At 62.4% G+C, this 15,077-nt stretch carries 12 protein-coding genes and 3 pseudogenes; 9 read left to right on the top strand and 6 right to left on the bottom strand.

Translation table 11 applies throughout. The features are described 5' to 3' along the window. Positions 1-84: 84 nt before the first annotated feature. Both ETW23_RS22580 and ETW23_RS22575 read right to left on the bottom strand, forming a co-directional pair. The gene (locus ETW23_RS22580; RefSeq protein WP_134831514.1) at positions 85-999 is read right to left on the bottom strand and encodes a LysR substrate-binding domain-containing protein; all 915 of its coding nucleotides are present in this window, start codon (positions 997-999) and stop codon (positions 85-87) included. A 109-nt stretch (positions 1,000-1,108) separates the two neighbouring features. Continuing rightward, positions 1,109-2,059 (bottom strand): GlxA family transcriptional regulator, encoded by a 951-nt coding sequence (locus ETW23_RS22575; RefSeq protein ID WP_129373078.1) that lies wholly within the window; start codon positions 2,057-2,059, stop codon positions 1,109-1,111. 247 nt (positions 2,060-2,306) lie between these two features. On the opposite strand from ETW23_RS22575, the gene ETW23_RS22570 reads away from it, so the two are divergent. From ETW23_RS22570 to ETW23_RS26945, 5 genes are read left to right on the top strand one after another with little or no spacing between them, the layout of a single operon-like run. Next, a complete protein-coding gene (locus ETW23_RS22570) occupies positions 2,307-3,017 on the top strand; it encodes a GntR family transcriptional regulator (RefSeq protein WP_134831513.1) in 711 nt (236 codons plus the stop codon). An 8-nt stretch (positions 3,018-3,025) separates the two neighbouring features. Next, positions 3,026-3,943, top strand: coding sequence for a dihydrodipicolinate synthase family protein (locus ETW23_RS22565; protein ID WP_134831512.1), 918 nt, complete (start codon positions 3,026-3,028; stop codon positions 3,941-3,943). Between the two features lie 3 nt (positions 3,944-3,946). Further along, complete coding sequence (locus ETW23_RS22560; RefSeq protein WP_134831511.1) at positions 3,947-5,446, top strand: aldehyde dehydrogenase; 1,500 nt, start codon at positions 3,947-3,949, stop codon at positions 5,444-5,446. Next, positions 5,443-6,222 (top strand): NAD(P)/FAD-dependent oxidoreductase, encoded by a 780-nt coding sequence (locus ETW23_RS26950; RefSeq protein ID WP_368075912.1) that lies wholly within the window; start codon positions 5,443-5,445, stop codon positions 6,220-6,222. Before ETW23_RS22560 ends, ETW23_RS26950 begins: the two co-directional genes overlap by 4 nt. Beyond that, positions 6,222-6,782 carry an FAD-binding oxidoreductase gene (locus tag ETW23_RS26945; RefSeq protein ID WP_368075911.1) on the top strand — a complete coding sequence of 187 codons (561 nt, stop codon included), beginning with the start codon at positions 6,222-6,224 and terminating at the stop codon, positions 6,780-6,782. Before ETW23_RS26950 ends, ETW23_RS26945 begins: the two co-directional genes overlap by 1 nt. 93 nt (positions 6,783-6,875) lie before the next feature. Here ETW23_RS26945 and ETW23_RS22550 read toward each other — a convergent pair whose 3' ends face one another. The 4 genes and pseudogenes from ETW23_RS22550 to ETW23_RS22535 form a co-directional block, all read right to left on the bottom strand. Further along, a complete protein-coding gene (locus ETW23_RS22550) occupies positions 6,876-7,610 on the bottom strand; it encodes an SDR family NAD(P)-dependent oxidoreductase (protein ID WP_134831510.1) in 735 nt (244 codons plus the stop codon). Next, positions 7,607-8,340, bottom strand: a pseudogene (locus tag ETW23_RS22545) (SDR family NAD(P)-dependent oxidoreductase). The gene ETW23_RS22550 and the pseudogene ETW23_RS22545 overlap by 4 nt, the downstream one beginning before the upstream one ends. Before the next feature lie 14 nt (positions 8,341-8,354). After that, positions 8,355-9,456 (bottom strand): annotated as a pseudogene (locus tag ETW23_RS22540) (mandelate racemase/muconate lactonizing enzyme family protein). Between the two features lie 64 nt (positions 9,457-9,520). Then, positions 9,521-11,076, bottom strand: a pseudogene (locus ETW23_RS22535) (trimethylamine methyltransferase family protein). Between the two features lie 489 nt (positions 11,077-11,565). Between ETW23_RS22535 and repA the strand changes: the two are divergent. The 4 genes from repA (at position 11,566) to repC (ending at position 15,039) form a co-directional block, all read left to right on the top strand. Beyond that, entirely contained in the window at positions 11,566-12,741 is a 1,176-nt protein-coding gene (gene repA, locus ETW23_RS22530) for a plasmid partitioning protein RepA (protein WP_134831508.1), read from the top strand. Then, on the top strand, positions 12,741-13,715 hold the full coding sequence (repB, locus tag ETW23_RS22525; protein ID WP_134831507.1) for a plasmid partitioning protein RepB: 975 nt from the start codon (positions 12,741-12,743) through the stop codon (positions 13,713-13,715). The genes repA and repB overlap by 1 nt, the downstream gene beginning before the upstream one ends. Before the next feature lie 182 nt (positions 13,716-13,897). Then, positions 13,898-14,374, top strand: coding sequence for a helix-turn-helix domain-containing protein (locus tag ETW23_RS22520; protein ID WP_134831506.1), 477 nt, complete (start codon positions 13,898-13,900; stop codon positions 14,372-14,374). Positions 14,375-14,436: 62 nt separating this feature from the next. Further along, entirely contained in the window at positions 14,437-15,039 is a 603-nt protein-coding gene (gene repC, locus ETW23_RS22515; RefSeq protein ID WP_167738197.1) for a replication initiation protein RepC, read from the top strand. The last annotated feature ends 38 nt before the right edge of the window (positions 15,040-15,077 follow it).

The following is a 15,077-nucleotide window of genomic DNA, read 5'->3' as shown; positions in this document are numbered from 1 at the left end:
CAAACCTGAATAAAGATGTGCGCGTTGTGCGCCATTGAAAGGAGAGAGCGGATTCACTCAATATCAGAAAACTTCGCGCTGACCTTAGCTGGATTCATCTGAGGCGTGACTCAGCTCGTCAATCACCCAATTGCGAAGCAACCGGGCGGATTCCGACATTTCCGCATCCGGGCGGCCCACCAGGTGGAACCCGTGCGGGGCGGCCAGCACATGCGGGCCGATCGGCACCAGCTGGCCCGTGGTCAGCAAAGGGTTCAGCAGGCGCTGCCACCCCAGCGCCAGCCCGGTTCCGTCCTGCGCAGCCTGCAGCGCAACAGAGTAGTTGTTGACCCGCACCCCTGGCGCGATGGGGCCTTCATAGCCCTGCTGCTGGAACCAGTCGGCCCAAGTGGTCCAGCTTTTGTCGTCGGATTCCAGATGCAGCAGCCGCTGCTGCGCCAGCTCCTCCAGCGGGCAGCCGGTCAGTTTTTCAGCTGATTCCCGGTTGCCCACCGGCACCAGGTGGTCGCGGTACAACTCGGTCTGTTGCAGCCTGGTGTCGCGCTCGCGCCCGTAGCGAATGTAGAAATCCACGTCGGGCATACTGCGCAAGGGCCGGTCGTTGACGATCTGGTTGACGTTCACATCCGGGTGCCGGCGCCAGAACCGCACCACCGACGGCGACAGCCACAATGAGGCCACCGCAGAGGTGGAACCGATGGTCACGGTGTCGCCGGTATGGCGGTCGCGGATGGTTTTCAGGCTAAGCGAGATTTTTGAAAACGAGGTCGCCAGCGTATCAAACAACGCCTCGCCTTCCTCAGTCAGCTCGACTCCGCGGTGCTTGCGCTGAAACAGCGGCGCCTGCAGTTCGGCCTCCAGCGCCTTGACCTGATGGCTGACGGCGCCGGGGGTGACGGACAGCTCCTGCGCGGCATTCTTAAAGCTGAGATGCCGGGCGGCGGCCTCAAACGCGGCCAGGGTGGTCAGCGGCGGCAGGCTGTAATGGCGGCGGGACATCTGCGGCTCCTGGCATGCGGCTCGGATGAGAGGGTTTCATTTCAATATGGGAAATACGCCTTTGATTACCAGCACGGAATTTGCGGACGCGCGCGGTGTTCCGGCGTGCCTAGTCGATCCGGCCCCGTTGCAGCATTGGCGTCACGTTAAAGGCAGCCTTGTACACCCTTGAGAAATGGCCGGGGCTGTCAAATCCGCAGGACAACGCCACCTCGGTCACCGAAGATTCGGTCTGGATCAACAGATTGCGGGCGCGCTCCAGCCGCATCTCCATTGAATATTTCTTGGGCGAGGTGTTCAGGTATTTGCCGAACAGCCGCTCCAGCTGGCGGGTGGAGATGCCGATATCCTCGGCAATCAGCGCAGGCGAAATGGGATCGCTTATATGGTCGTGCATCATCTGGATCGCCCGTGCCAGATGCCGGTTGCGCATGCCGTTGCGCGATTGCAGCGAAACCTTCTGCTCGGCAGTTGCATTGCGCACCGCGTTGTAAACCATCTGATCCGCCACCGCGACCGCCAGATCATAGCCGTGATCGCGTTCGATCAGGTGCAGCATCAGATCCGCTGTGGCGGTGCCGCCCGAGGCGGTCATGTGCTTTTCATCAGCCACAAAGACGCTGCGCACCAGGTTCACCTCCGGAAAGCCCTCCATGAAACTGTCGTGGTATTCCCAGTGGATTGCCGCCTGCATGCCATTGAGAAACCCGGCCTCGGCCAGCACCCATGCGCCGGAACACAGGGCGCCGATCCGCGTGCCCCGCGCCCGTTCGCGCCGCAACGCTGCCAGCAGCGGCTTGGTCACATGATTGCGCATATGGATGCCGGACAGGGCAAACAGCTGGCGGCATTTCGGGATCGCATCAAAGCCGTAATGCACCAGCGTCACCGAGCCATTGGAACAGGTCGCGGTCTCGCCGTTCTCTGATCCGAACGACCAGTCATACAAGTCCTGCCCGCTGACCAGATTGGCAATGCGCAAGGGTTCCACCGCGCAGGAAAAGGCGAGATGCGAGAATTCCTCGACCAGAAGAAAGGCAAAATGCTGGGTGTTGGACATGATGTGACCGCCTGACAAAAACCGCGCGGGACCGCCCTGTGCAACACAGTCCTGCGGTCCGGGCAGGCTACGCCCCCTGCCCCGTCCGACGCAAGCTGCTGCACTGCGCAAAGCGCCCGCAAACTGCACACATCACATTTTTTCTCTGTACACAATATGTATTTTATCTGTACAGGGCGCATATAGTCATGACATAGAGACTGCGACCCGACGAATCCCACCCGCAACAGCGGCAGGAGAGAGATCCATGAAAGACGCCTCCAAGACCCGTAAGGCCGAGCTGCACAACCGTCTCAAGGCCGCCATCATGACGCTGGAGCTGCGCCCGGGCGCCGATCTGGACGAGGCGAAACTGTCCGAGGATACCGGCCTGTCGCGCACGCCTTTGCGCGAAGTGCTGCGCCAGCTGGCAGGCGAAGGCTATGTGGATCTGCGCGAAAACCGCGGTGCCCGGGTCAGCGAGATGTCGCATATGACCCTGCGCGATTTCTTCCTGGCCGCACCGATGATCTATGGCGCGGTGCTGCAACTGGCGGCGAAACACGCAACGCCCGCCCAGATCGAGGTGCTGAAGGCCGCACAGGAGGATTTCAAAGCCGCCCTGCGCAGCGGCTCCAGCGCCGAGCGGGCGATGGCCAACAACCGTTTCCACGAAGTGACCGGCGAGATGGCCGACAACATCTATCTGCTGCCCTCGTTTCAGCGGCTGCTGATTGACCACGCCCGTATTTCGATGACCTTTTACCGGCCGCAAAGCCCCGAGATGGCCGAAAACGTCTCGGAAGCCAGCGCCCAGCATGACGCCATCATCGCCGCGATTGAGACGGGCGACGAGGCGGCGGCGGCGCAGCTGGCGATTGATCACTGGAACCTGTCACGCGACCGGATTGAACTGTTTGTCATGCCCGCCGGGCTGGACGTGCCGCTGGGCACGGTCGCACGCAAAACCCCTGCATAGAGGACAAAATGACCCCAATATTCCGCTTTGAAGGGATCTACACCCCTGTGGTGACGCCCTATCACGAGGACGGCAGCGTCAATTGGGACGCGCAGGCCGAGGTGATCGAATACCTGGTTGAAAACGGCGTGCATGGCCTGATCTCCGGCGGTTCGACCGGTGAAAACTATGCCCAGACCGTCGAGGAACGGCTGGAGCTGGCAAAGTTCACCCATGAGCAGCTCAAGGGCCGGCTGCCGCTGGTTGTCGGCACCGGCGCGATGCTGACCGGCGACTCCGTGGCGCTGGCCGCGGGTGCCAGGGACATTGGCGCCGACAGTATCCTCTTGGCCTCGCCCCCCTATTCGGTGCCGACCGACCGCGAAAACGCGCTGAATGCGCTGGCCATCGACAAGGCTGCTGATCTGCCGGTGATGCTGTACAATTACCCGCACCGCACCGGCACCATGATGGGCGAGGAGTTCCTGGACCGGGTCGGGCGCAGCCGCAATTTCTGCGGCATCAAGGAAAGCTCGGGCGATATCAACCGGGTGCACCTGCTGGCCCGCGACTATCCGCATATCCAGCTGGGCTGCGGCATGGATGATCAGGCGCTGGAATTCTTTGCCTGGGGCGCGCCGTTCTGGGTCTGCGGCGGATCGAACTTCCTGCCGGCCGAACATGTGGCGCTGTATAACGCCTGCGTGGTGGAGGGCAATTACACCAAGGGCCGCCGCATCATGTCGGCGATGATGCCCTTGATGCATGTGCTGGAGCAGGGCGGAAAATTCATCCAGACCATCAAACACGGCGTCACCATGAACGGCATTGCGGCCGGCGCCATGCGCGCACCGCTGAAAGGGCTGAACAAGGACGACAAACGCGCATTGGAACAGGTTGTGCGGGTGCTGAAACAGAAAATTGCCGACATTCAGGCGGAGGGCTGAGCCATGACATTGCTGACCCAGGACGAATACACATCCATCGCCGCAGGGCTGGCCCTGCCCACCGGTGCCTTCATCGACGGTAAATTCCGCCCGGCGGCCTCGGGAAACACCTTTGAAACGGTGAACCCGGTCACTGGAGTGAAACTCGCCGATATTGCCGCCTGCGGCGCCGAGGATGTTGATTTCGCAGTTGAAAAATCCCGCGAAGCCTTTGACGACGGGCGCTGGTCCCGCCTGCACCCGTCTGAGCGCAAGGACGTGCTGATCCGGCTGGCCAAGCTGATGACCCGCAACGCGCGTGAACTGGCGGTGATGGAGAGCATCGACAGCGGCAAAACCATCTATGACTGCGAAACCGTTGATGTGCCGGAGACCATCCACTGCATCAAATGGCACGCCGAGGCGATCGACAAGATCTATGATCAGGTATCGCCTGCCTCGGATGATCACATCGCCATGGTGGTGCGCGAACCCATCGGCGTGGTGGGTCTGGTGCTGCCGTGGAATTTCCCGCTGCTGATGCTGGCGTGGAAGATCGGCCCGGCGCTGGCGGCGGGTTGCTCGGTTGTGGTGAAGCCTGCGGCGGAGACCACCCTGACCGCCCTGAGGGTGGCGGAACTGGCGATGGAAGCCGGCCTGCCCCGCGGTGTCTTGAACATTGTTCCCGGCGGCGGCGCCAACGTGGGCGAGCCCATCGGGCGGCATATGGATATCGACATGGTGTCCTTCACCGGCTCCACCGTGACCGGCAAGCGGTTCCTGACCTATTCCGCCGAAAGCAACGCCAAGGAAGTGGTGCTGGAGATGGGCGGCAAGAACCCCGCCATCGTGATGGACGACGCCGAAAACCTGGACCGGGTTGCCGCCCATGTGGTGAACGGCGCGTTTTGGAACATGGGCGAGAATTGCTCGGCCTCCTCGCGGCTGATCGTGCATAAGGACGTGAAGGCCGAGCTTTTGGAGCGGATTGCGCATCACGCCAAGCAGTGGAACATCGGTGATCCGCTGGACCCGGAGGTCCGCATGGGCGCGCTGGTCTCACCCGCGCATTTCGACAAGGTCTGCGGCTATCTGGAGCAGGCGGAAAACGTGGTTCTGGGCGGCAAATCGCATGATGGCGCCTTTGTCGAACCCACGGTGGTTGAAGTGCCAGGCAATGATGCGGTGCTGGCGCGCGAAGAGATTTTCGGCCCCGTCCTGTCGGTGATCGAAGTCACTGGCTTTGACGAGGCTATCCGGATCGCCAATGACACCGACTATGGCCTCTGTGCGTCGATCTTCACCGCCAATGCCAAACGCGCCATCCGCGGCGCGAGGGCTATCCGGGCGGGCACGGTGACGGTGAACAGCTTTGGCGAGGGTGACATCTCCACGCCATTTGGCGGCTACAAGCAGTCGGGCTTTGGCGGCCGCGACAACTCGGTCCATGCCCATGACCAGTACACCCAGCTGAAAACCATCTGGATTGATCTGGCCGACGACGCAGATGAGGCCGTGGATTGAGCACCTACACCGCCAAACGCCTGCCCCGGCAGACCGCAGCGGCGGGATGGAATGCCATCCTGCCGCCGCAGACGCCCTTGCCGGTGCTGGACCAGGATCTGACCGCCGATGTGACCATCATCGGCGGCGGATTTGCCGGGCTGTCGGCGGCCCGGCGCCTGCATCAGCTGGACCCGTCCCTGACGGTCGCGGTACTGGAAGCCGGGCAATTCGCCGAAGGCTCAGCCGGGCGCAATTCCGGCTTTATGATCGACCTGCCGCATGATCTGGCCTCGGATAATTACGCCGGCGACGCGTTGGAGGCCGACCGCGCCGCCATTGCCCTGAACCGCCAGGCCATCGCGTTTGCCAAGGGCATCGCCGAAGACTGCGCGCTGCCGCAGGAGATCTTTGATCCTGCCGGTAAAATCAACGCCGCCGCCACCCGTGCAGGCGATCGGCACAACCGCGACTTTGCCGCCCATCTGGAGCGGCTGGGCGAGCCGCATACGCTCTACTCGCAAACGGAAATGCAGGCGCTGACAGGCAGCCCGCATTACACCTCCGGCCTTTATGCGCCGGGTACAGTGATGATCCAGCCCGCGGGCTATATCAGGGCCTTGTCGGCACATCTGGCCGGGCAAATCAGCGTCTTTGAAAACACCCCCGCCACAGGGTTTGAAAAACAGGGCAGAGGCTGGCTGGTTTCCACCCCAAGGGCCGCATCAGCACCGGCAGGATTATCCTGGCCAACAACGGCCATCTGGAAAGCTTCGGCTTTTACCAGCGCCGCCTGATGCATATCTGCCTATATGCCTCGATGACCAAACGCCTGACACCGGAACAAATCGCCCGGCTGGGCGGCGAAGCGCGCTGGTCGGTGACGCCATCGGACCCGGTCGGCACCTCGGTGCGGCGGATTTCCGGCTCATACGGCGACCGGATCCTGATCCGCACCTGCGCCAGTTTTCACCCCACGATTGAGACCAGCCGGATGCGCCTGCGCAATGCCGGCTGGGTGCATGACCGCAAGTTCCGCGAACGCTTCCCGCATCTGGGGGATGTGCAGATGGAGCACCGCTGGGCCGGGATGCTGTGCCTTAGCCGCAACGGGTCTGCGGCGTTCGGCGAGCTGGAACAGGGTGTTTTTTCCGCCTGCTGCCAGAACGGCCTTGGCATTGCCCGCGGCACCCAGCAGGGGATGGGGGCGGCTGAACTGCTGCTGCAGGGCGGATCGGAGATTGCCAGCCATTTTCTGGCCCAGCCGGAGCCGCCGAGGCTGCCGCCGGAACCCTTTGCCTCGCTTGGGGCGAACACCTATCTGATGTGGAAGGAATGGCGGTCCGGGAAGGAATAAGGCGTTGGGGGCGCTGCCCCCGGCGTGCGGCCTCCCCCGGAGTATTTTTGCAAAGATGAAGCGGGGCCGGGCCTTGAAGGTCCGGCTTTTGGTTCAAGGCAGGCTCAGCTTGGCCATTCGCCCGCCGTCAACGGTATAGACCTGGCCGGTGATGAAGCCCGCGTCCTCTGATGCCAGGAAAGCCACCAGCGCCGCCACTTCCTGCGGCTTGCCGGTGCGGGCCACCGGGTGGATGCCGGCGATATCGCGGCGGAAGGCCTCCGGATCGGGCATGGCGCCGATGAAATCGAGGTTCAGCTCGGTGTCAATCCAGCCCGGCGCCACCGCGTTGCAGCGGATGCCTTCCGCTCCGTGATCCACCGCCACCGCGCGGGTGAGACCATGCAGCCCGGCCTTGGAGGCGCAATAGGCGGCGTGGCCGGGATTACTGCCCAGGCCTTCGATGGATCCGGTGTTGACGATACTGCCCTTTGATTTGCGCAGATGCGGCAGGGCGGCCTGGATCATCAGGAAGGGTGCCGTCAGGTTCACGGTCAAATTGCGTTGCCAGTCGGCGAGGGTCATGTCCTCGACCCGGGCCTCCTGCATCATGCCGGCGTTGTTGACCAGCACATCAAGGCGCCCTGCCCTGTTGACGGCCTCGGCGATGACCTGCGCCGGGCTGTCCGGGTCGGTGAAATCGGCGGCGATAGCCTCAAAATTTGCATCCGTGCCGCGCTGCGCGGTGAAGACGCGGGCGCCCTCGTCGCGCAGACGCCGGGCGATGGCCTGACCGATACCGCTGCGGCCGCCGGTGACCAGCGCAACCTTGCCTTCAAACCGGCTCATGACACCGGTTTCCCGCCGTTCACCTCAACCAGCGCGCCGCACATGTAGCGGGCGGCGTCCGAGGCGAGGAACAGCACCACATCGGCGATATCCTCGGGCTCGGCAATCCGGCCCAGCGGCACCGATTTGCCCAGCTCGGCCACTGCCGAGTCCGGGTCAAAGCCGCGTTTGGCAAAGCCCGAACGCAGCATCGGCGTGTTCACCTCGTTCGGGCAGACCGCGTTGATGCGGATGCCCTGATGCGCATGGTCCATCCCCATGCATTGGGTCAGCGAGGCAATTGCCGCCTTGGTCATGCAGTAAAGCGCGTGGTTCGGCCCGGAGCCTTGCCGCCCCAGCAGGACGCGGTGTTGACGATGGCGCCGCCGCCGGTTTCAGCCATCAGCGGGATCGCGGCGCGGCAGATGCGGAACGGCGCCTGCACATTGACGCCCATCGACAGGTCCCAGTCGGCATCCGAGGTCTCTGTCACCGGGCCGCGGGTGATGACGCCGGCGTTGTTGATGACAATATCCAGCCCGCCAAGCGCCTCTGCGGCGGCCAGCGGCAGGGTGTTGGCATAATCCGCGTCCAGCAGATCGCCGGGCAGATGCGCTTCGGCCTCAATACCGCTGGTGTCGCGGTCGGCAATCGCCACCTTGGCGCCAGCGGCGCGCAGGCGTTCCACGATGGAGGCACCGATGCCCCCTGCTGCGCCGGTGACCAGCGCGCATTTTCCCTGAAATTCCATAATTCTGTCTCCAATCAAAAGGATGCCACCGGCGCGCCGAACAGGCTCTCGTCCGGGGTGATGCCCAGGCCGGGACCTTGCGGGACGCTGATATGGCCACCCTCGATGCGGATACCGTTTTCCGCGTCGTAGTTGCCCTCGATATAGGGGGCCGCCAGCCAGACACCCTCCAGCAGGTCCGGCTTAACGGTGGCGCCGATATGGGTGCAGGCCGCCGCAATGATATCGCCGCCCCAGCTGTCGTCGCAGGTGTGCGGCAGGTTGCGCGCCTCGCAGATGTCGCGGAAGGCGCGCATCGGCTGCAGGCCGCCAATCCGTGTCACCTTCATGCCGAACCCATCGACCAGCCCGGTGCCGGCGGCAGTGATCACCGTGTTCAGGCTGGTGCTGTTTTCATCCATGTAGAGGCCGTGGGTTATCTGCGGGCGGATTTTCTGCAGATCTTCCAACGTGTTGCAGGGCTGCTCCATGATAAAGGGATCTCAGGGCATTCGCGGCTGACGCGCAGCGCATCCCGCGTGGTCCAGCCGCGGTTGCCGTCCACCGCCAGCCGCATGCCGGAACCGCCAATCTGTTCCCAGACCTTGCGAATGGTCTCAATGTCCAGTTCCACAGGCCGTCCGCCGACCTTGACCTGCAGGCGGGATAGCCCTCGGCCAGTTTCCCGGCAGCCAGCCGCGCGATATCATCGGGCGCGCCGACGCCGGTGGCATAGTAGGAGGGCACGCGGTCGGTGAACGCACCGCCCAAAAGGGTTGAGACGCTGACGCCGAACTGCTTGCCCAAGAGATCATGCGCAGCGATGTCGATGGCGGCCTTGGCGTAATTGTGTCCGTTCAGCAGCCCGTCCATGCGCCGGTGCAGGGTCACGGGTGCGATTTCGGCGCCGATCAGCCCCTCTGCCATCGCGGCCAGCGCTGCGCGGGCGCCGCCGGCGTGGGATTCGGCGTAAGTGGGGCCAACCGGACAGGTCTCGCCCCAGCCTTCCAACCCGTTGTCCGCCACCAGCTTCACCAGCGTTGTGTCCAGCGACCAAACCGCGGCGTTGGCCATGGTGTAGGGGCCGTTTTTCACCGGCAGATCGTGCTGATAAATATGGATTTCCGCAATTTTCATATGCTTGCCCTGTTGGAAAAAAGGCCCGCCCGCTAATCGTCGGGGCGGGCCAGTCGGGGAAAGGTCAGTAGCTTTGGTTCAGCTCATCTGCAGCGGGGATTTCGCGTTCGCGCCGGGCGATGTAGTCCAGCAATTCTTCGTTCTTGGCCTCGTCCAGCTTCGGCTCCTGGTATTCCGACAGCAGCTTCTTGGCACGGGTCAGGGCGCGTTCGGTGATCTCAACCCCGCCTTCGGCCTGCCATTGCTCGATCGAGTTGTTGTCGAACATCTCCGGCATAAAAAACGCCTCCTGGAAATTCTCCTGGGTATGCGGATGGCCCAGATAATGGCCGCCCGGCCCGACATCCGGTACCGCCGACAGCGCCTGATCAAAATCGTGCCATTTCGGGCCTTCCGCCATCCGGTAGGCCATGGCGCATTGCTCTGCATCGACGATGAATTTGGCGACAGAGCAGTGCATGCCCGCCTCGTTCCAGCCTGCCGAGTGCCAGATGTAGTTGGCGCCCGCGTGCATGACCGCCGACAGGGTGGTTGCGGATTCATAGCCCGCCTGCGCATCAAACGTCTTGGCACCGCCCAGCGTGTTGGAGGTCCGCCACGGCACGCCGTAATACCGCGCCATCTGTCCGATCATGAAGTTCATCAGGCTGATCTCGGGCGTGCCCGCCATTGGCGCGCCGGACTTCATGCTGACGGTCGACAGGTAATGGCCATAGATCGCAGGCGCGCCCTTGCGGATCACCTGGGTATAGGCCAGCGCGCTCAGCGCCTCGGCGTTCAGCTGCGCCACGGTGGCGGGGACCGAGGCAGGCGTATTGGCGCCGCCCAGCACAAACGGCGAGCACAGCACCGGCTGGTTGCGGCGGCAAAAGGCGCGCATCGCGCCCAGCATGGTCTCGTCCCAGACCAGCGGCGAGTTGCCGTTGCAATTGCCGGTCACCACCGGGTGGCTGTCGATGAAATCCGCGCCGAACAGGATCGCGCACATGTCCAGCACATCCTCGGCGTTCTTAGGCGAAGTGGTCATGCCCATAAACGTCTTGTCGGAATATTTCATCGACGAATAGGTGATCCGCAGATGCCGCTGGCTGATCGGGTGATCATAGGGCTCCACGATGTGATGCGCCGAGGAGTGCAAGGACGGCATCATATGCGCCAGCTTGTGGAACATCGCCAGGTCGTCCATCATCGGATTGCGGCGCACGTCGTCCAGATCGCGCAGGAACGGCGCCCCGGTCATCGGGATGAACATCGAATGCTTGCCGCCCAGGCGCAGGTTCTTTTGCGGATCGCGCGCGTGATAGGTGAAATCGCTGGGGATGGTCTTGATCAGCTCCCGTACCAGCCCCCGGTCGAGAAAGACCAGCTCGCCCTCGACCTTGGCGCCGGCGCGCTTCCAGTCTTCCAGCGCGATGGGATCGCGGAACTGGACGCCTACGTTTTCCAGAATATCCATCGAGGCGTTGTCGATCATCTCAACCTGGGCGCCGTCCATCACCTCGCACAGTGGGATATTGCGGGTGAGGCCCGGCAGCATGTCGAATTTCGGGCGGTGCGCAGGGCGCGGCGGGCGGTGCGGCCGCCCGAGCGCGAACGGGTCGCAGTGGCTTGCTCAGTCATGGCAGGGGTCTCCTTTGACGGAGAGTTTTTCTGAAATTTCCGGGCTTCACCTGCAGGATTACGAAATGCGATTGCAAAAACCGACACTCCGCCCGGCGGAAGCGGCCAGGGGGCTGCTGCCTTGCTTTGCGGCGGATTCTCCGACCCTGTCAGACCTCAAATCAGACCCTAAGTAACGCCTGTTCGGGCCTAAACCGGGGGAATCCCCGATCTGCCGCGACTCAGCCTATGCGCCATCTACGGATCATCTACAAAGAGGGCCGGATAATGCGCTTTTCCCGGCCGCGCCTGGCAGAAATGGTTTTAAATGTGTTATTTCAATACATTACCCATCACTTACGGACAAAGCCGGCCTTCTGTCAGAAACCCCGGACATCCGCCTGCAACCTGTAAATGAAGGAATCTATTGCAAAACACTGTGCGCATTGCGTATAGAAACGATAAATAAAGCGCTGACGCAAAACAGCGTTACTATCGAGAGGGCAGCAGTTGGCAGTAGCACTCCACATCAATCAGCGAATCCGCGAAAACGCGGAAAGCCTCAGTGCGGCTCTCGAAAGCCACATGCTGGCGAGTTTCGCGCCGGATGCAAGGAAGGAATTGCGTCTGTTCAGCGCCGGCGAAGCGGCGGAAATGCTGGGCATTTCCTCCAGTTTCCTGCGCAAGCTGCATTTTGACGGCAAATTCCCCGAGGTGCACACCACGCCGGGCGGGCGGCGCCACTATTCCGCCGCTGATCTGCTGGAAATGCGCAAGATCCTAGATGCCGCGGCCAAAACGCCCGGCACCTATCTGCGCGGCCGCCGCGACGGCGACAAGGTGCAGGTGCTGTCCTTCCTGAACTTCAAGGGCGGCTCGGGCAAGACCACCTCGTCCATCCACACCGCCCAGCGGCTGGCGCTGAAAGGCTACCGGGTGCTGGCAGTGGATATCGACCCGCAGGCGTCCTTGACGACGCTTTTCGGCTATCGGCCCGAGGTCGATTTCCTTGAAACAGGGACGATTTATGACGCAATCCGCTATGAAGACCCCCTGCCCCTGCGCCAGATCATCCAGCAGACTTACTTCAGCGGTCTGGATCTGGCGCCCGGCGGGCTGATCCTGCAGGAATTCGAGCATGAGACGCCTCAAGCTCTTTTGAACAACGTTCAGCCAGCGTTTTTCTCACGCATGGCCGCAGCATTGCAGGAGGTCGAGAAGGATTACGACGTGATCATCTTCGACTGCCCGCCGCAGCTGGGCTATCTGACCATGTCGGCGCTTTGTGCCTCGACTGGCGTGATTATCACCGTGGTGCCGAACATGCTCGACATCGCGTCAATGTCGCAGTTCCTGCAAATGTCAGCCGAACTGCTGGATGTGGTCTCAAATGCCGGCGCCGCGCTGGAGTTTGATTTCCTGCGCTTCCTGATCAACCGGTACGAACCCAACGACGGTCCGCAGCAACAGGTGGTTGCCTTCATGCGGCAGCTGTTCGGCGAAGAAGTCATGGTCGCCCCGATGCTGAAATCCACCGCGATTTCCGACGCGGGGCTGACCCAGCAGACCGTTTACGAGGTGGAAAGATCCCAGTTTCACAGGTCAACCTATGACCGTGCGGTCGATTCACTGAATCAAGTTAACGATGAAATAGAATCGCTCCTTCAACACGCATGGAGGCGTTGATGGCACGCAAAGGCATTCTCAGCACGGCCCTGAACACCCCCGCAGCATCCGCTGGCGGGCCGAAACCCAAAATGATGCCGCGCGGCGCCGTCGGGGCGCTGCAATCCTCGCTCAGCAAGCTGCAGGAAAGCGCGGTGCAGGAGATCGACACCGCGCTGATCGACGATGCGGGCTATGAGGACCGCCTGGGCATGGACGGGGCGGCTTTCAACCAGTTGAAGGACAGCCTGCAGACCTATGGCCAGCAGGTGCCGGTGCTGCTGCGCCCGCATCCCAAGACACAGGGGCGGTTCGAAATCGTCTATGGCCGCCGCCGCCTGAAGGCGCTGCGCGAGCTGGGCCAGCCGGTCAAGGCGATGGTGCGGCAGCTGGATGATCATGCGCTGGTGATGGCCCAGGGCCAGGAAAACACCTCGCGCCAGGACCTCAGTTTCATTGAAAAGGCCGCCTTTGCGGCGCAGTTGCAGGCGGATGGCTATGGACGGCAGACAATTGCCGCCGCACTGTCGATCGACCTGCCGATGGTGTCGCGGATGCTCAAGGTCGGCACGGCCTTTGATTTGCCGTTCCTGCGGACGATCGGCTCGGCCCCCGGCATTGGCCGCGACCGCTGGATGATGCTGGTTAAGCTGTTCGACGATCCACCGGCACGGACCCGGGCCATCACCCGGACGAACCGGCCCGACTTTACGACCTATGACTCTGACGGGCGGTTCGAGGCGGTTCTGAAACATGCCCGGAACGTGCCGCAAGAACCCGAACCGGCCCCTGCCCCGCCGAAAGCCCGCGCCCTGCCCGGCAACGGCGGCGCTGAGGTGGCGGGCATCAAAACCACCGCCAAAGGCATTACCCTGACGATCTCTGCCAAGGACACGCCCGGCTTTGACACCTGGTTCGACGCCCATGCAGAAGAGATCATGGAAGAGCTTCACGGCCGCTGGCAGCAAGACCAGCCCGAGCAGCCGGAAGACTGAGCAAGAGCAGAAACACTAAGGACAGGAGGCACGTAAGCAGGCAAAAGAAAAGCCCCCCAGGACATTACATCCCAGAAGGCCGTTCTCAGATTTAGCACCTTTGGAATAGCCCTTCAGACTCGTCACTGTCAACTCTATGCGCCGCATGGGGGCGGGAATTCTTTGTCTTTCGTGAAATTAACATGGAACAGACGTCCCAAATCGCATTTGGGCGGCAGGATCCGTGCGGCCGGCTGACGGGAACACACGACAAGTGGGACCTTCTGGCTGCGCTGACGCACGCCGCCGCGGAATTTGAACTGAGCCACCGCACCCTAAGTGTGCTGAAGGCCCTGCTGACCTTTTTCCCCGACCGGGCGCTGCCTGCGGAACCGGACAGCGCCATCGTGTTCCCGTCAAACCGCAAACTGATGGAGCGGCTGAACGGGATGCCCGAAAGCACCCTGCGCCGCCATCTGGCCGCCCTCACCCGGCTGGGAATTGTCAGCCGGAAGAACAGCCCCAACCGCAAACGCTATGCCCGCCGCAGCGGCAGTGGCATGCCGCTGGCCTTTGGCTTTGATCTGTCCCCCTCGCCTGCCACGCCAGCCGGATCTTTGACGCGGCGCTGGATGCCAAGGCCCGTGCCGAGCATCTGGCGGTTCTGCGCGACCGGGTAGCCGTGTTGCGGCAAGACCTGCTGGAACTGGCTGATGGCACGGCGGAGGCGCTGCTGGAGGCCGTGCGCAAACTGCTGCGCCGTAAACCCTGCGAGGCCGAATTGACCCAAGCGGCAGACACGCTGCGCAGGGAAATTGCCAGCCGTACACCCGAAGAAAGCCCACCGGTCCCCAATCTGCCTGCACCCGTTTTGAGCGGCCCCGGCGACCAGAATGAGCGGCACATACAGGATTCAATAAAAAAAGATTCTGACTCTGAAGAGGCGCAGACCAAACCGCTTTCAATTCAGACGCAAAGGTCAAACGCAGAGGACAGCACAGCAGAGAAAAACAGTGAACTGGCGACCCTCCGTCGTGCCTGCCCCGAAGTGCAAACCTACTTCCCCGGCAGTCTGCGCGACTGGCAGGATGCTGATCGCATAGCCGAGAATCTTTCACCGATGATCGGCATCGACATGCCTGTCCTCAGCGACGCCCGCGCAGCGATGGGCCGTCAGGAAGCGGCTACTGCAGTGATGTGCATCCTGGAAAAGCTCGGGACCATCCGCAGCCCAGGCGCCTATCTGCGGCGGCTGGCACAGAAGGCGCGTACGGGTCAGTTTTCTACCGCGCCGATGCTGAACGCGCTGTTGCAGGCAAGCCATCGCAGAGAAATTGTCAGCTGACAATTTAGGTGACCGGAGGGTTTTCTTTGGGTGCTCAG

Source organism: Leisingera sp. NJS201, from assembly GCF_004535885.1.
GTDB lineage: Bacteria > Pseudomonadota > Alphaproteobacteria > Rhodobacterales > Rhodobacteraceae > Leisingera.
Note: the sequence above shows the minus strand (reverse complement) of the source record. Positions and strands in the feature narration are given on the sequence as shown.